The sequence below is a fragment of the Enterobacter sp. RHBSTW-00318 genome, assembly GCF_014101375.1.
In the GTDB taxonomy this organism is placed as follows: Bacteria; Pseudomonadota; Gammaproteobacteria; order Enterobacterales; family Enterobacteriaceae; genus Enterobacter; species Enterobacter ludwigii.
Genome location: NZ_JABXQH010000001.1, coordinates 3,532,168 through 3,548,446 on the forward strand (window position 1 = coordinate 3,532,168; position 16,279 = coordinate 3,548,446).

Below are 16,279 nucleotides of genomic sequence, written 5' to 3' on the forward strand. Positions count from 1 at the left end.
GCGCTTTCCTCTTTTTAATTATGCGTTTTGAGTCGTTACGCCTTCGCAGGCGGCATGGTACTGCTGGAGTATGTCCTGAATGTGGTCGAGGATGAGGTCCCGTGGTGTCGACTTGAGAGCACCCTCGCGAACTTTGCTGTACTGCAACGGCAGGTACTGGCTGATCAGCGGCAGCGGGATCGGTTCGTCTGCCAGGTTGCGTACCAGTCGCGCAAAGGCTTCGTCAATCTGGCTGTCCGGCCAGTAATAGCGCACCCGATCGGAGTAGCTATACCCGCGTGCCAGGCGTCGCGCATTGCCATCACCGTGATAATGGCTTTGCCAGTATTCGGGGCGATCGAGCATCACGTTTTCCAGGACATGACGCAGGCCCGAACAGGCTTTTGCAGGCAGCAACTCTTCTTCAATGGCGGCCAGCGAGAACAACGCTTCACGCAGGGCAAAGGTCAGTGCCGGGCCAACTTTGAGGATGACGAAGTGATCTTTCACCAGCTGGCGCAGCGCCTGCGGTGTCTGGTAGTCGGTAGAGTGCGCTTCAAATATCAGCGTGTCGTAAGCTTCAACCATATGACTCAGGGCGACGGCGTTTTGCGGTTGATAGTCACACACATGTGCGTGGTCAAACTCAACGCCAGGCTGAACCACCAGGCCAATAATGCGTGGCCAGATGTCGCTTAACCCTTCTTTCTCGAACGCGTGGCGGTGAGCTTCAAGGGTGGCACGCGCGGCTTCTGGGGTCGTGACGGCAAGCTCGGTGAGCGTTTCATGCGCGCCGCCCGGAACCGGCACTTCCGTACCGATGACATAGACCAGGTCAGCGACATCAGCGTGCGCCAGGCTGGTTTTCTCCGCAATTTTCGCCAGGCGCGCCGCGCGCTCGGCAACGATGGCGTCGGTTAACGGTACTGGATCGTCTTCGCAGGACATGCTGCAGTCGAGGTGGATCTTTTTAAACCCGGCGGCGACATAGCTTCTGATCAGATCTTCGGCATTCGCCATCGCCTGCCGGGCAGGCAGGTTTTGCCAGCGGTTTGGCCCTAAATGATCGCCACCGAGGATCAGTTGCGATGTCGGGAAACCAAGGGATTCCGCCAGCTTACAGACGAACCCGTGAAAATCGGCGGGCGTCATACCGGTGTAACCGCCAAATTGATCCACCTGATTAGAGGTGGCTTCAATCAGCAGCGGCGTGTGATGCAGTTGGGCGTAACGAATTGCGGCTTCAAGTACCAGTGGATGTGCGGAACAAACGGCATAAATCCCGTTCGCATTCCCCCGTTTATGTTGTTCCACCATTTCTGTCAGATGTTTCACTTTCCTCTCCATTTCGGATGGTGATGGTTTTCATCTTTCGTTTTGTTTCATTTAATCCTGCATCATGGTGGTATAAAAATAAAACGAAAGATAATAGTTTTCCGATCTGTTTCACAAAAGAAACATAATGAAAGGTTTCAGCGACGAGAGAGTGCGCTGACTGGAAGCAGGCAGGGCTTGCATTCCCATAAAAGAAAGGCGTTAATAGACAAAACGAAATGAAACGAAAGACCATTTATTAAGGAGCTCGCATGAGCAGCACCGATTCATCCGCGGAGAAGCGCGTCACCGGCACCAGTGAAAGGCGAGAGCAGATCATTCAGCGGTTGCGGGCACAGGGAAGCGTGCAGGTTAACGATCTTTCTCATTTATATGGCGTTTCCACGGTGACGATCCGTAACGACCTGGCGTTTCTTGAGAAGCAGGGCATTGCCGTTCGTGCTTATGGCGGAGCGCTGATTTGTGAAGGCAATGCGCCTGGCACTGAACCCTCCGTGGAGGACAAAAGTTCGCTCAATACTGCAGTTAAGCGCAGTATCGCGCAGGCGGCCGCCGCGCTGGTGAAGCCGGGTCATCGCATTATTCTGGATTCCGGAACGACGACGTTTGAAATCGCCCGTATGCTGCGTCAGCACACGGATGTTATTGCCATGACCAACGGAATGAACGTGGCGAATGCATTACTGGAAGCGGAAGGGGTGGAGCTGCTGATGACCGGTGGGCACTTGCGCCGCCAGTCGCAATCCTTTTACGGCGACCAGGCAGAGCAGTCCTTACAGAATTACCACTTTGATCTGCTTTTTCTGGGGGTCGATGCCATCGACCTCGATCGCGGCGTCAGTACCCACAATGAAGATGAAGCCCGACTGAACCGGCGGATGTGCGAGGTGGCAGAGCGTATTATCGTGGTCACTGACTCCAGCAAATTTAACCGTTCGAGCCTGCATAAAATCATCGATACCCAGAGAATTGATATGATTATCGTCGATGAAGGGATTCCGCCTGAGAGCCTGGAAGGGCTGCGTAAGAGCGGGATAGATGTGGTGTTGGTGAAGGGATAAGTTGCCCCCTCTCTTCGGGAGAGGGGGAGAACGGTCACGTCACCGGTGCCGGGTTAAACACCGCCAGCTGGTTATGTAATCCCCATTGATCGGAGAACGTCTTCTTACGGCCGCTTGCCACGTCCAGAATGAAGTGGAACAGCTTCCAGCCGACATCCTCGATACTCTCTTCGCCAGTGGCAATGGTGCCCGCGTTGATGTCCATTAGGTCATACCAGCGGTTTGCCAGCTCGGTACGGGTGGCCATTTTAATCACCGGTACCGCCATCAGCCCGTACGGCGTGCCGCGCCCGGTGGTAAAGACCTGTACCGTAATGCCGGACGCCACCTGCTGTGTGCCACAGACGAAGTCGCTGGCAGGGGTCGCGGCGTAAATCAGGCCGCGTCTGGTGGGGCGCTGGCCCGGGGAGAGCACTTCAACTATGGCGCTCTGGCCGGATTTGGCAATCGAGCCGAGGGCTTTTTCCACCACGTTCGCCAGACCGCCTTTTTTATTGCCCGGAGAGGGGTTGGCGCTGCGATCGGTTTGTCCCATGTCGAGATAGTTATCGTACCAGGCCATCTCCTCAAGCAGGCGTTTGCCCACCTCTTCATTGATGGCGCGTGGGGTGAGCAGATGGATGGCATCACGCACTTCGGTCACTTCGGAGAACATCACCGTGGCGCCACAACGGACAAACAGATCCGAGGCATAGCCCACCGCCGGGTTCGCCGTGACGCCTGAAAACGCATCGCTGCCGCCGCACTGAGTGCCTATCACCAGTTCTGACGCCGGGCAGGTCTCGCGCTGGCGCCGGTTCAGTTTTTCCAGATGGCGCTCCGCCACCTGAAGGATATCGTCAACCATTGAACGGAATCCGACGTGATGCGCATCCTGCAAACGAACAATGCTGGCCTCGTCGACCGGAATGGCATTCACATCTTCGGTGCCCTGCAGCAGACGCTCTGGCTGCAGCTTTTCGCAACCGAGACCAATGACCATCACTTCGCCACCGAAATTCGGGTTCAGGGCGATATTATGGATGGTACGAATCGGTACCACGGCCGCCGGAGCATTGATGGCCACGCCGCAGCCGTACAAATGGTTCAGACCTACCACGCCGTCGACATTCGGGTATTTCGGCAGCAGGTCGCGCTCAATGATTTTCACCACGTAATCCACCACGCCTGCCACACAGTGCACGCTGGTGGTGATACCGAGCAGATTCTTGGTGCCTACGCTGCCGTCCGCATTCCTGTACCCTTCGAATGTGTACCCTTCCAGCGGGGGCAGTGGCTCAGGAACCCGGGTGGCCAGGGGGAGCGTGTTCAGCGGCGGCGCTTCGGGTAGCTCAACCAGCGACTCCTCAATCCAGCTCCCCTGAGGAATGGCGCGAACCGCATACCCGATAATTTCGCCATACCGCACGATTTCACCGTGGGCCGGGATATCCACCAGAGCGACTTTATGCCCCTGCGGAATATGTTCAGTCAGCTCCAGCCCATCCGGGAAACGGGTGCCCGCTTTTAGACCGTTGTCGTTAACAATTATCGCCACATTATCCGTGTCGTGAACTTTGATATAGAACGCCGTCGGCGACGCTTGTCGAATTTCAATGTCGGCCATTGTTCAATATTCTCCAGCAAAATGTCTGATAGTAAATGCAGCCAGGGGATGTTTATTTTCTTATCGCAGAAATAAAGACGCGGCTTGAGTCAATAAAGAATGTCAGGAGACGAGATATCAAAATGTGATCCCGATCGCTCCTTAAACCCGGCGCAGATGCCACCCGGCCAGCAATGCCTGATTCTGTGCATCAGCGCCCATCACGTTGTGCATATGCTCAAAATATTATCAAAACACGCCGCAATGCTTGAGCATTAAAACAATGTGCTGTCATGACGTGAGGATTATACTGAATGACGATTTTATAACGCCTAAATTATGTCAGGAAATAAATATAACGCTGACGCTGCGTCTGAAAATATAAATATGAACCTGAATAAGACTGCGGAATTAAAAAGGTAAACGTGATGAATAATGATATCTTCCCGAATAAGTTTAAAGCGGCCCTCGCGGCGCACCAGGTCCAGATTGGTTGCTGGTCCGCGCTGGCAAGCCCCATCAGCACCGAAGTACTGGGCCTGGCCGGTTTCGACTGGCTGGTGCTGGACGGCGAACATGCGCCGAACGATATCAGCACCTTTATTCCGCAGTTAATGGCGCTCAAAGGGAGCCATAGCGCGCCGGTGGTTCGCGTCCCGACCAACGAGCCGGTAATCATCAAACGTCTGCTGGATATTGGGTTCTACAACTTCCTGATCCCGTTTGTGGAAACGGAAGAGCAGGCGGTGCAGGCCGTGGCGTCAACACGTTATCCGCCGGAAGGGATCCGCGGGGTCTCCGTTTCCCATCGTGCCAACATGTTTGGCACCGTCCCGGACTACTTCACACAGTCCAACAGCAACATCACCATCCTGGTACAGATTGAGAGCCAGCAGGGGGTCGATAACGTCGACGCTATCGCTGCCACTGACGGTGTGGATGGCATCTTCGTTGGCCCAAGCGATCTTGCTGCGGCATTCGGCCATCTGGGCAATGCGGGTCATCCGGCGGTGCAGCGCGCTATTCAGCACATCTTTGCCCGTGCCAACGCGCATGGCAAACCGTGCGGCATTCTGGCGCCGGTTGAGGCTGATGCCCGCCGCTATCTGGAGTGGGGCGCGACCTTCGTTGCCGTCGGTAGCGACCTCGGCGTATTCCGCTCGGCCACGCAGAAGTTAGCGGACGCCTTTAAAAAATAACCATCATTGAGGAAACGAATTATGACGCTGAAAGTGGGTTTTATTGGCCTTGGGATCATGGGTAAACCCATGAGTAAAAACCTCATCAAAGCAGGTTACTCCCTGGTGGTTGCAGACCATAATCCGCAAGCCGTGGCCGAGGTGATTGCCGCAGGCGCAGAAACCGCAGCAAACGCCAAAGCGATTGCTGAGCAGTGTGATGTCATTATCACCATGCTGCCAAACTCCCCGCATGTGAAAGAGGTGGCCCTGGGGGAGAACGGCATCATTGACGGTGCCAAACCCGGCCTGGTGGTGATTGACATGAGTTCTATCGCGCCGCTGGCAAGCCGTGAAATCAGTGAGGCGCTAATCGCTAAGGGCGTCGATATGCTGGATGCCCCGGTCAGCGGCGGAGAGCCCAAAGCCATCGACGGCACCCTGTCGGTGATGGTTGGCGGCGACAAAGCTGTTTTCGACAAATACTACGACCTGATGAAAGCCATGGCGGGATCCGTGGTGCATACCGGCGATATCGGGGCGGGTAACGTCACCAAGCTGGCAAACCAGGTGATTGTGGCGCTGAACATTGCCGCAATGTCGGAAGCGCTGACGCTGGCCACCAAAGCGGGCGTTAACCCTGATCTGGTGTATCAGGCGATCCGTGGCGGCCTGGCGGGCAGCACCGTGCTGGATGCTAAAGCGCCCATGGTGATGGATCGTAACTTCAAGCCCGGTTTTAGAATCGACCTGCACATTAAAGATCTGGCGAATGCCCTGGATACCTCCCACGGCGTGGGCGCGCAGCTGCCGCTGACCGCCGCCGTCATGGAGATGATGCAGGCCCTACGAGCGGATGGTCTGGGCACTGCCGACCACAGCGCGATTGCGTGCTACTACGAAAAACTGGCGAAGGTGGAAGTCTCTCGCTAATAAAAACGGACGCGGGAACGCGTCCGCTATTTTTGCCGAGTGCGGTAACAGGCGACAACTATGAAAATCGTAATCGCGCCAGATTCCTGGAAAGAAAGCCTTTCTGCCTCCGGGGTTGCTCAGGCGATTGAAAAAGGATTTCGGGAAATTTTCCCCGACGCACTTTATGTTTCGGTGCCGGTTGCTGACGGCGGGGAAGGTACGGTTGACGCGATGATCGCCGCCACCCAGGGCACAGAACAGTATGCTCGGGTCACGGGCCCGTTGGGTGAACAGGTAAACGCCCGCTGGGGTATGTCCGGCGATGGCCGCACGGCATTTATTGAGATGGCCGCCGCCAGCGGTCTGGCACTGGTCCCGGCCACCCAACGTAACCCGCTCGTCACCACGTCCCGCGGTACCGGGGAGCTTATTCTTAGCGCGCTGGATAAAGGTGCCCGACATATCATTATCGGCATTGGCGGCAGTGCCACCAACGACGGCGGCGCCGGAATGATGCAGGCGCTGGGGGCCACGCTCTGCGACGCCAACGGCACTGAAATGGGTTATGGCGGCGGCAGCCTGATGGCGCTCAACAGCGTCGATCTCTCTGGCCTCGACGCCAGGCTAAAAGATTGCACAATCCACGTCGCGTGCGACGTCACGAATCCGCTGGTTGGCGAGAGAGGCGCTTCCCGTATCTTTGGCCCGCAAAAAGGGGCGACAGAGGAGATGATCCTCGCTCTCGACGCTAACCTCAGCCACTATGCCGATGTGATAAAAAAATCTCTGCGAATTGACGTGAAACAGGTTCCCGGTGCGGGTGCCGCGGGGGGCATGGGGGCGGCCCTGATGGCCTTCCTCGGCGCGGAACTGAAGAGCGGTATTGAGATTGTCACCCAGGCACTTAACCTCGAAGAACATATTCACGACTGCACGCTGGTACTGACGGGCGAAGGGCGCATTGACAGCCAGAGCATTCAGGGCAAAGTGCCCGTCGGTATCGCCCGTATCGCCAAAAAATACCATAAGCCGGTGATCGGCATTGCCGGCAGTCTGACCCGGGATGTGGGGGTCGTGCATCAGTATGGCATCGACGCGGTATTCAGCGTGCTGAGCCGCGTCGAGTCGCTGGAAGAGGCTTACCGTGGGGCGTTTGACAATATTTACCGCGCCTCGCGCAATATCGCCGCCACTTTGCAGATAGGGATGCACGCCCAAGGGTGACAGCGGGGCACAAACCCTCTATACTGCGCGCCGAAGCTGACCAGACAGTCGCCGCTTCGTCGTCGTCCCCTTTCGGGGGGAGACGGGCGGAGGGGAGGAAAGTCCGGGCTCCATAGGGCAGGGTGCCAGGTAACGCCTGGGGGGGAAACCCACGACCAGTGCAACAGAGAGCAAACCGCCGATGGCCCGCGCAAGCGGGATCAGGTAAGGGTGAAAGGGTGCGGTAAGAGCGCACCGCGCGGCTGGCAACAGTCCGTGGCACGGTAAACTCCACCCGGAGCAAGGCCAAATAGGGGTTCACATGGTACGGCCCGTACTGAACCCGGGTAGGCTGCTTGAGCTAGTGAGCGATTGCTGGCCTAGATGAATGACTGTCCACGACAGAACCCGGCTTATCGGTCAGCTTCACCTTCTTCTAAAACAATACGTTGGTGTATCTCAGGCGCTCAGAAGCAGAAATGAGATACATAATGGGATACACCAACGGTTGCACCATCCCCCATACACTCCGCCGCCACGACATTTACTATGTCTACTAACTTTCCGTGTCGGTACTCATTCCTTTGGTGGCGCTAGCGCTGATGGACTTGATGGCTCTATCAATGGAGTTCGTTCCATCATCTGAAAGTACATGGTCGCAACTGGCTGTAACAAGCGTTTTGACATAAGCAGACAGGTAATCAGGATATGGCTGGATTTCGCCCGAGACCGCTCCACTAGCTACGGATGAGAAAGCGCAGATAAACAGAGGTAACACAATAATTTTTTCATACTTCTTCCTGTATGCAGACTTGACCGTTAAAATTGATAATAGATTTTATCGATTGAAATTATATTATCAATCGCTTGTGTGGATCAATGACTGAGATGCATCCTACATACACTGCTTGCAGGAAGGCGGCAGAAATCAACTGCAATGGAGGTTTATAGATGGTAAGAAGAGTGTTGTTGATGGGATTTATTCTTGCTGCGTTCAGTGCCAATGCCGGGCGTATAACTATGAGCAACCCGGAGCAGTCAACCACGGCGAACGGGCAAACCTTGTGTGTCTATTCCAGCAGTATTTACACCTTTACCTTCACCACCAGATCGAAAAAATGCCCGTACAGCAAGACGTTCGACACCGACGACAGCAAATGAAATTTCGTAGCCAGAATTGTGTTTACCGAATGTTACGAAACGTGATTTCACTTAAGTCGAATACTTGTTGTGCCTGTGGTTATTGTTTGTAAAATGACCGCTGTGATTATTTCTATAGCAAGTAGAGGGACTTATGAAGCAGTACACCAACGAGATCACACCTGAAATTCGTGAAGCCCAATCAAAACCGCCTTACGACGAAGAGCTTTTGTCACTCTGCGATGACAAAACCCGGAAAGAACCTGAGGAAATTAATAAACAGTATTTAAGCCGCCCGTTAGCTCATATTTTCCGGTTTGCAGTCGTTGGAAGTCTGACCCGTCGCGGTGGAGTCATTCGCCATGCTTCAGGCGGTGCGACTACAGGAGGATTACAACTTGCTCGGGTTGGTGACAAGGTTGTATATGCCGATGGCAGTGAAGCCACGATCATTTCTGGGGCAGGTAAGGCCCGTGTTATGCAAGGGGTATCAGCGGCACTCGTTGGCAGTATGCTTGATAATGGTGATGAAATAATCTCTACCCCACAATCATGCAGCAAACTGGTTTTTCATGAAGGCCGCGAATTCCCGGAAGGATTCCTGACCATACCAGGGAATAAGCACTGATGGCGGTTAAAGGATACTATTTATTCAGGGGTGATAAAACTCGATGTGGTGGTGTTATCACTGAAGGATGGACCGACCACCAGCACTTTGACAGAGATATGGCCTGCGAAGGGCATAAAGTCACTTGTGGTAAGCATCCTGGGCTTTATCGTATCTGTGGTGGTCTGGATGACGACATTCACGGTAAAAGGATTGCCGGAACGCTGCATAGTTATAGTTCGTGCCCCTGCAAATCCAAATTCCTCCATTCAAATTGGGATGATGATTATGAGTTCGCCAGTGAGTCTGCTGTAACTGAAGTTGGGCAAACCCAACTTCCCGAATTTCCCAAACTCCCGGAACCAATTGAACCAGAACAACACGCACAAACGGCGAAAAAGAAAACGGGCATTGATGCGGGTTTTGCCATTATCCCCTACGGCGGTACTACAGAAGCCTGGCAGCGCCTGCTATTCACTGAGAATCCACCAGCAGGAGCCAAAGAACTATTTGCAACGCTGAACGGCCCGGATGAAAGATACAAAGCCGGTTCTATTATGATGGTGGTTGACCCTAATAAGCAGGACAGCGAACAGATTGCACATATGCAGGCTGCGAAAGCGCGAGTTGATGCAGCGTTAGCCCCTCTTTCCATTCAGCAAGCCAACTTCCTTTTCAAACACAAAGACACCATTGAGATGTTCGCCGCTGCTGCCAGTACGGCGAGCGATACTTATGGATACTCAGGACAAGCAACCGAAGCCGCGAAAGGGTATTTCGAACAGGTAGAAAAAATCCTTGTCGAGATCGAGAAGACCTACAAAAACCAGTACATCACCAGCGGCACACTGATTGGCGAACAATTCTTCGTTGAACGCCGCCGCTTGTTTGGTCAGCTTGATAGCGTTCTTAAGATGTTCATGAAACATCGCTTCATGTTCAACGAGTACGCAGATCTGAAAAGTGCCCTTGGCCTCTCAAGCCGTTCAATCACACACCGCTGGAACGAGACAGGCGTTAGCGATATTGAAGGTTACGCAACCCATATCGAGAAGCTGGCGAAGTACGTTAAGTGGATGGAAACAGCCGGGAAGATCGGCATTGGTCTTTCTGCTTTTGATACCGCAGCGAAGATCACCGAAGCCTGCACTGTAGGCAGGGATTGCGCCAAAACCTCGTTTACTTCCATCGGTGAATTTTCAGGTGGCCTAGTAGGTGGAGCTGTGGGAGCTAGGATTATTGGCGCTGGCGCAGCTAATACTATTTGTGCTGTGGTTCTGGGGGCTGCAACCATAGAGGCAGGAGGAGCGGGAGCGCTGCTTTGCACGCTCATTGTATCTGGCGGAATTGCATACGGAAGCGATAAAGCTTTTAGCTGGTCTGTTGGAAAAGCGAGCGAATCCATTGGGGAGGCCCTCGGTCTTTATGAGGTTACCAGTGATGATTAGTATAAAAATGGTATCGGTTATAGCCACACTTACAGGATTGTTATTAGGTGTCTTGAGCATCGTCGTGTCCGTCTTAAACCGTAAACGGTTTAGCGAAATTTGCATCCTGTACAAAAAAAAATATGGCAGCCTTCCTGATGCCGTCTTGCTGTTCGAAAACGTCAACACGCTTTACATCAACATAGCCTATAGCACGAAAGTGCAGTTCATCTACATCCCTCTATTATGGAATCGCAGTTCAATCCTGACCAAAAACGATGACAAGGACTTCATCAGAGGACTTCCCAAACGACTTATCGGACCTTTCTACGTCGAGATATTTCTGGCTGTCGTCAGTCTAATCTTCTTTATCATTGGGGGGCTACTGATGGTAGCGATAGAGCGCGGTTGGGTGTGAAAGGTGCGTCCCTTAGCAGGCTTTACTCTATAACACTAAGTGCGATACAGTCTGCGACACAAGACAATTTCAGCGCTGTAGATGCCTGACGTACAGTTTAACGAAGCCGCCTTATCGGTCAGCTTCAACTTCTTACAAAACCCCGCTACGGCGGGGTTTTTCTTTTATCGGCCTTAGAAATTGCAAGCAAGTGCCACCCGATGCATCGCTCACACGACATCAATTCTCATATTTGCGACATTAAGCACATTTCACTGCTTTCACCCCTTCAGTCTCTTTTTCGCATCTGCTGGCGATCGTAATCACAAAATTTCGCGCTAAAGAATCCTGATTCTGCAGTATTGTTAATTTGTTATGAATGTTGCTTTTATGATCGTGAATGTTTTCTTATTTGATATATGTATATTGAATTCAAAAACATTTAGCTCATGAATGTGTGATGCATTCCACTGTTTCCCGAAAGTCAGCAAAATCACCCCAGACAAATTTGATAAATTGAAAGAATGTTTTAAACGAATTACGGTTATTTATTAATCTTTAATTGCCTGAAAGATAGTCTTTATCGATTTTTTTAACGCCGAAAAATTTACCTGTGTTATCGCCATAAAATAAATTCATTACTGCTCTTTTTGTTGATCAATATCAGCGTTATGGCGTATTTATTTTAATGTAACTTATTGATAGCAAGGTGTTTTAAAGGATTGTCGTTATGCTGATTAAGGGTGTGAAAAAGCAAATTGTGAGTAACAGCACATACCCCCGTCAGCCATATTGAGTAGAATCCACCCCGTCATAGGGAAATAAGCGCAGAATATTATGAACACTATTATTCTACCGAAAACACAGCACCTCGTGGTATTTCAGGAAGTCATTAAAAGTGGCTCCATTGGTTCTGCTGCAAGACAACTGGGCCTGACGCAACCTGCCGTCAGCAAAATTATCAGCGATATCGAATCTTACTTTGGCGTTGAAGTCATGGTGCGCAAAAACACCGGCGTTAAACTGACTGCGGCAGGCCAGGTATTACTCTCGTACTCTGAGTCGATCACCCGTGAGATGAAAAACATGGTGAGCGAGATTAACAGCCTCAGTTTCAGTACCGTCATGGATGTCTCCTTTGGTTACCCGTCGCTCATTGGCTTCACCTTCCTGTCCGAAATGATCAAAAAATTCAAGGAAGTGTTCCCGAAAGCGCGCGTCTCGATGTACGAAGCTCAGCTGTCCTCTTTCCTGCCGGCCATTCGCGACGGCCGGCTGGATTTTGCCATCGGCACATTAAGTGATGAAATGCTGCTGCAGGATCTTCATGTCGAGCCGCTGTTTGAGTCTGAGTTTGTCCTGGTGGCCAGCAAATCACGAACGTGCACCGGCTCGACTACACTGGCATCACTCACGGATGAACAGTGGGTGATGCCGCAAACCGATATGGGCTACTACAAAGAACTTCTGACCACCCTGCAAGACAATCACATCAGCATTGAAAACATCGTCCAGACCGATTCCGTCGTGACCATTTATAACCTTGTCCTGAATGCCGATTACCTGACGGTTATTCCCCGCGACATGATTGCGCCATTCGGTTCCGACCAGTTTATTGTACTGCCGGTGGAAGATGAATTACCCATAGCGCGTTATGCCGCGGTGTGGTCAAAAAATTACAGAATTAAGAAATCGGCGTCAGTATTAGTCGAACTGGCAAAACAATACGCGTCACTGACCAGTGAAAGACGACGATGATTAAATAACCCTCTGATAACGCGTTAACCTGTTTAAAAACACCCAGAGCTTATTTTATCCGTGCTCTGATACCCTGACTTTGCCTGAAGAAAATGATTATTATAACGAGGATATTATGCATATTACCTACGATCTCCCGGTGACAATTGAAGATATTCAGGACGCCAGAAAACGACTGGCAGGCAAAATATATAAAACCGGCATGCCGCGCTCAAATTATCTCAGCGAACGCTGTAAAGGTGAGATATTCCTGAAGTTTGAAAATATGCAGCGTACTGGCTCCTTCAAGATCCGCGGTGCGTTTAATAAATTAAGTTCGCTGACCGAAGCTGAAAAACGTAAAGGCGTGGTCGCCTGTTCTGCAGGCAACCACGCGCAGGGCGTGTCGCTCTCCTGTGCAATGCTCGGTATCGACGGCAAAGTGGTCATGCCGATGGGCGCGCCGAAATCTAAAGTCGCCGCCACCCGTGACTACTCGGCTGAAGTGGTGCTGCACGGCGAAAACTTCAACGACACCATCGCCAAAGTCAGCGAAATCGTGGAGCTGGAAGGGCGCATTTTTATCCCGCCGTATGACGATCCGAAAGTGATTGCCGGCCAGGGCACCATTGGTCTGGAAATTCTCGAAGATTTGTATGATGTGGATAACGTGATTGTACCCATCGGCGGTGGCGGTTTAATTGCCGGGATTGCAACGGCCATTAAATCCATCAACCCGACCATTAATATTATCGGCGTGCAGTCTGAAAACGTACATGGAATGGCCGCATCGTATCAGGCAGGAGAAATCATTAACCACCGCGTTACCGGTACATTAGCCGACGGATGTGATGTGTCTCGCCCGGGTAAATTAACCTTCGAGATTGTTCGTGAATTAGTCGATGACATTGTGCTGGTCAGCGAAGACGATATTCGTAACAGCATGATTGCCCTCATTCAGCGAAATAAAGTGGTTACAGAAGGTGCTGGCGCACTGGCCTGTGCGGCGTTATTAAGCGGCAAGCTTGATCACTATATTCAGGGGCGTAAAACCGTCTGCATTATTTCCGGCGGCAATATCGATCTCTCCCGCGTATCCCAAATTACCGGCTTCGTTGACGCATAAAGGATGACCTATGAGCAACACAGAAAGCATTATCGTTGGCCAGACAAAAACGTCCTCCTGGCGTAAGTCTGATACCACCTGGACGCTTGGCCTGTTTGGAACCGCCATTGGCGCAGGTGTGCTGTTCTTCCCGATTCGCGCAGGCTTCGGCGGCTTGATTCCTATCCTGCTGATGTTGGTTCTCGCTTTCCCGATTGCGTTTTATTGCCACCGGGCGCTGGCACGCCTGTGTCTGTCCGGCAGTAACGTGTCTGGCAACATCACCGAAACGGTGGAAGAGCATTTTGGTAAGACCGGTGGGGTGGTGATCACGTTCCTCTACTTCTTCGCCATTTGCCCGCTGCTGTGGATTTACGGCGTCACCATTACGAACACCTTTATGACCTTCTGGGAAAACCAGCTCCAGCTGCCCGCGCTTAACCGCGGCGTGGTGGCGCTGTTCCTGCTGCTGCTGATGGCCTTTGTTATCTGGTTTGGTAAAGACCTGATGGTGAAGGTGATGAGCTTCCTGGTGTTCCCGTTTATCGCCAGCCTGGTGCTGATTTCCCTGTCGCTGATCCCTTACTGGAACTCGTCGGTGATTGACCAGGTCAATCTGAGCGATATCGCGTTTACCGGGCATGACGGCATTCTGGTGACGGTCTGGCTGGGGATCTCCATCATGGTCTTCTCCTTCAACTTCTCGCCCATCGTCTCCTCGTTTGTGGTCTCTAAACGTGAAGAGTACGAACCCGAGTTCGGTAAAGCGTTTACCGAGCAGAAATGTTCCAAAATCATCGGTCGCGCCAGCTTGCTGATGGTCGCGGTGGTGATGTTCTTCGCCTTTAGCTGCCTGTTCACGCTCTCGCCGCAGAACATGGCCGATGCCAAAGCGCAGAATATTCCCGTGCTCTCTTACCTGGCGAACCACTTTGCGACCATGTCAGGCACTAAATCAACGTTTGCCACGGTGCTGGAATACGGTGCCTCCATCATTGCGCTGGTCGCTATCTTCAAATCCTTCTTCGGCCACTATCTGGGCACGCTGGAAGGGCTGAACGGCCTGATCCTGAAGTTCGGTTATAAGGGCGATAAGAAGAAAGTCTCCGTAGGCAAACTGAACACCATCAGCATGGTATTCATCATGGGGTCGACCTGGGTCGTTGCCTATGCCAACCCGAACATTCTTGACCTTATCGAAGCCATGGGGGCGCCAATCATCGCCTCTCTGCTGTGCCTGTTGCCGATGTATGCCATTCGTAAAGCGCCGGCAATGGCGAAATATAAGGGCAGACCCGAGAACATCTTCGTCACGGTTGTGGGCCTGCTGACCATCCTGAACATCGTCTACAAACTGTTCTAAACCCTGGCTCAGGAAGAGCGGAGTAACACCATGATTGAGTTTCCGGTTGTATTGGTTATTAACTGCGGATCGTCCTCTGTTAAGTTTTCAGTACTCGATGCCAGCAGCTGTGATGCCCTGATGACGGGCATTGCAGACGGGATTAACACTGAAAAAGCCTTTATTTCCGTGAATGGGGGTGAGCCAGCCAGACTGGCTCACCATGACTACGAAGGGGCGCTGTCAGCCATCGCCCTGGAGCTGGAGAAGCGTGACCTGATGAGCAGCGTGGCCCTGATTGGCCATCGTATTGCGCACGGCGGCGACCTCTTCAGCGAGTCGACCCTTATCACGGAACAGGTTATTGAGCAGATCCGTCAGGTTTCCTCGCTGGCGCCGCTGCATAACTACGCCAACTTAAGCGGCGTCGAGGCAGCCGAACGCCTGTTTCCGGGCATACAGCAGGTGGCGGTGTTTGACACCAGCTTCCACCAGACGCTGGCCCCGCAGGCCTATCTGTACGGGCTGCCGTACCGCTATTTTGAAGAGCTTGGCGTGCGGCGCTATGGCTTCCACGGGACGTCCCACCGCTACGTTGCCGGGCAGGCGCATGCCTTGCTCGGGATTTCGCCTGAGGACAGCGGGCTGGTGATTGCCCATCTCGGCAACGGGGCATCCATCTGCGCGGTACGCAATGGTGAGAGCGTGGATACCTCCATGGGCATGACGCCGCTGGAAGGGCTGATCATGGGGACCCGCTGTGGCGACGTTGATTTCGGCGCCATGGCCTGGATAGCCCAACAGACCGGACAGTCATTTGAGGATCTGGAACGCGTCGTCAATAAAGAGTCCGGCCTGCTGGGGATCTCGGGAATATCCTCCGATCTGCGAGCCCTCGAAAAAGCCTGGCATGAGGGACATCAGCGGGCACAGCTGGCGATCCATACCTTTGTTCACCGTATCGCACGGCATATTGCCGGGCACGCGGCATCGTTACACCGCCTGGACGGTGTGGTGTTCACCGGCGGGATTGGTGAGAACTCCAGACTGATCCGCACGCTGGTGGCGGAACACCTGGCCGTCTTTGGCATCACCCTCGATGAAGCCAAAAATGCCCTGCCGTGCAGCGCAGGTGAGCGTGTGATCACTACCGATTCGTCCCGCGTGGCCTGCGCGGTGATCCCAACCAACGAAGAAAAAATGATCGCGCTGGATGCCCTCCGTCTTGGGAAGGTCACTCCGGCTGCGGCTTATGCCTGACAGAGCGA

Annotated in this window: 14 protein-coding genes and 1 other RNA gene; 13 read left to right on the top strand and 2 right to left on the bottom strand. The window is 52.9% G+C overall.

All coding sequences use genetic code 11. From position 1 onward, the window contains the following. Nucleotides 1–18: 18 nt before the first annotated feature. The gene (gene kbaZ, locus HV157_RS17490) at nt 19–1,314 is read right to left on the bottom strand and encodes a tagatose-bisphosphate aldolase subunit KbaZ (RefSeq protein ID WP_241189666.1); all 1,296 of its coding nucleotides are present in this window, start codon (nt 1,312–1,314) and stop codon (nt 19–21) included. A 251-nt stretch (nt 1,315–1,565) separates the two neighbouring features. Here kbaZ and HV157_RS17495 point away from each other — a divergent pair, with 251 nt between their 5' ends. Beyond that, nucleotides 1,566–2,375, top strand: a complete 810-nt coding sequence (locus HV157_RS17495; protein ID WP_020883561.1) for a DeoR family transcriptional regulator — start codon at nt 1,566–1,568, stop codon at nt 2,373–2,375. Between the two features lie 34 nt (nt 2,376–2,409). Here HV157_RS17495 and garD read toward each other — a convergent pair whose 3' ends face one another. Next, the gene (gene garD / locus HV157_RS17500; protein ID WP_121339863.1) at nt 2,410–3,981 is read right to left on the bottom strand and encodes a galactarate dehydratase; all 1,572 of its coding nucleotides are present in this window, start codon (nt 3,979–3,981) and stop codon (nt 2,410–2,412) included. A 407-nt stretch (nt 3,982–4,388) separates the two neighbouring features. Between garD and garL the strand changes: the two genes are divergently transcribed. The 12 genes from garL (at nt 4,389) to tdcD (ending at nt 16,271) form a co-directional block, all read left to right on the top strand. Then, nucleotides 4,389–5,159: a 2-dehydro-3-deoxyglucarate aldolase gene (garL, locus tag HV157_RS17505; protein WP_182268759.1), complete on the top strand. Its 771-nt coding sequence runs from the start codon at nt 4,389–4,391 to the stop codon at nt 5,157–5,159. Nucleotides 5,160–5,180: 21 nt separating this feature from the next. After that, nucleotides 5,181–6,071, top strand: coding sequence for a 2-hydroxy-3-oxopropionate reductase (gene garR / locus HV157_RS17510; RefSeq protein ID WP_182268760.1), 891 nt, complete (start codon nt 5,181–5,183; stop codon nt 6,069–6,071). A 60-nt stretch (nt 6,072–6,131) separates the two neighbouring features. Beyond that, nucleotides 6,132–7,277 (top strand): glycerate 2-kinase, encoded by a 1,146-nt coding sequence (gene garK / locus HV157_RS17515; RefSeq protein WP_182268761.1) that lies wholly within the window; start codon nt 6,132–6,134, stop codon nt 7,275–7,277. A 32-nt stretch (nt 7,278–7,309) separates the two neighbouring features. After that, nucleotides 7,310–7,688, top strand: an RNA gene (rnpB, locus tag HV157_RS17520) — RNase P RNA component class A. A gap of 519 nt (nt 7,689–8,207) precedes the next feature. Continuing rightward, nucleotides 8,208–8,417, top strand: coding sequence for a hypothetical protein (locus HV157_RS17525; protein WP_182268762.1), 210 nt, complete (start codon nt 8,208–8,210; stop codon nt 8,415–8,417). 133 nt (nt 8,418–8,550) lie between these two features. Continuing rightward, nucleotides 8,551–9,024, top strand: a complete 474-nt coding sequence (locus tag HV157_RS17530) for a PAAR domain-containing protein (RefSeq protein ID WP_182268763.1) — start codon at nt 8,551–8,553, stop codon at nt 9,022–9,024. After that, nucleotides 9,024–10,451, top strand: a complete 1,428-nt coding sequence (locus HV157_RS17535) for a PAAR domain-containing protein (protein ID WP_182268764.1) — start codon at nt 9,024–9,026, stop codon at nt 10,449–10,451. The genes HV157_RS17530 and HV157_RS17535 overlap by 1 nt, the downstream gene beginning before the upstream one ends. Further along, nucleotides 10,444–10,848: a hypothetical protein gene (locus HV157_RS17540; protein ID WP_182268765.1), complete on the top strand. Its 405-nt coding sequence runs from the start codon at nt 10,444–10,446 to the stop codon at nt 10,846–10,848. The genes HV157_RS17535 and HV157_RS17540 overlap by 8 nt, the downstream gene beginning before the upstream one ends. A gap of 816 nt (nt 10,849–11,664) precedes the next feature. Then, nucleotides 11,665–12,585 (top strand): transcriptional regulator TdcA, encoded by a 921-nt coding sequence (gene tdcA / locus HV157_RS17545; protein ID WP_049023345.1) that lies wholly within the window; start codon nt 11,665–11,667, stop codon nt 12,583–12,585. 115 nt (nt 12,586–12,700) lie between these two features. Then, entirely contained in the window at nt 12,701–13,690 is a 990-nt protein-coding gene (tdcB, locus tag HV157_RS17550; RefSeq protein WP_032679736.1) for a bifunctional threonine ammonia-lyase/L-serine ammonia-lyase TdcB, read from the top strand. 10 nt (nt 13,691–13,700) lie between these two features. Then, a complete protein-coding gene (tdcC, locus tag HV157_RS17555; protein ID WP_014171741.1) occupies nt 13,701–15,032 on the top strand; it encodes a threonine/serine transporter TdcC in 1,332 nt (443 codons plus the stop codon). Nucleotides 15,033–15,062: 30 nt separating this feature from the next. Further along, a complete protein-coding gene (gene tdcD, locus HV157_RS17560) occupies nt 15,063–16,271 on the top strand; it encodes a propionate kinase (protein WP_182268766.1) in 1,209 nt (402 codons plus the stop codon). The last annotated feature ends 8 nt before the right edge of the window (nt 16,272–16,279 follow it).

Coding starts and splice junctions, on each gene's coding strand:
- HV157_RS17495 (WP_020883561.1), top strand. CDS start 1,566: ATGAGCAGCACCGATTCATCCGCGGAGAAGCGCGTCACCGGCACCAGT.
- garD (WP_121339863.1), bottom strand. CDS start 3,981: ATGGCCGACATTGAAATTCGACAAGCGTCGCCGACGGCGTTCTATATC.
- garL (WP_182268759.1), top strand. CDS start 4,389: ATGAATAATGATATCTTCCCGAATAAGTTTAAAGCGGCCCTCGCGGCG.
- garR (WP_182268760.1), top strand. CDS start 5,181: ATGACGCTGAAAGTGGGTTTTATTGGCCTTGGGATCATGGGTAAACCC.
- garK (WP_182268761.1), top strand. CDS start 6,132: ATGAAAATCGTAATCGCGCCAGATTCCTGGAAAGAAAGCCTTTCTGCC.
- HV157_RS17525 (WP_182268762.1), top strand. CDS start 8,208: ATGGTAAGAAGAGTGTTGTTGATGGGATTTATTCTTGCTGCGTTCAGT.
- HV157_RS17530 (WP_182268763.1), top strand. CDS start 8,551: ATGAAGCAGTACACCAACGAGATCACACCTGAAATTCGTGAAGCCCAA.
- HV157_RS17535 (WP_182268764.1), top strand. CDS start 9,024: ATGGCGGTTAAAGGATACTATTTATTCAGGGGTGATAAAACTCGATGT.
- HV157_RS17540 (WP_182268765.1), top strand. CDS start 10,444: ATGATTAGTATAAAAATGGTATCGGTTATAGCCACACTTACAGGATTG.
- tdcA (WP_049023345.1), top strand. CDS start 11,665: ATGAACACTATTATTCTACCGAAAACACAGCACCTCGTGGTATTTCAG.
- tdcB (WP_032679736.1), top strand. CDS start 12,701: ATGCATATTACCTACGATCTCCCGGTGACAATTGAAGATATTCAGGAC.
- tdcC (WP_014171741.1), top strand. CDS start 13,701: ATGAGCAACACAGAAAGCATTATCGTTGGCCAGACAAAAACGTCCTCC.
- tdcD (WP_182268766.1), top strand. CDS start 15,063: ATGATTGAGTTTCCGGTTGTATTGGTTATTAACTGCGGATCGTCCTCT.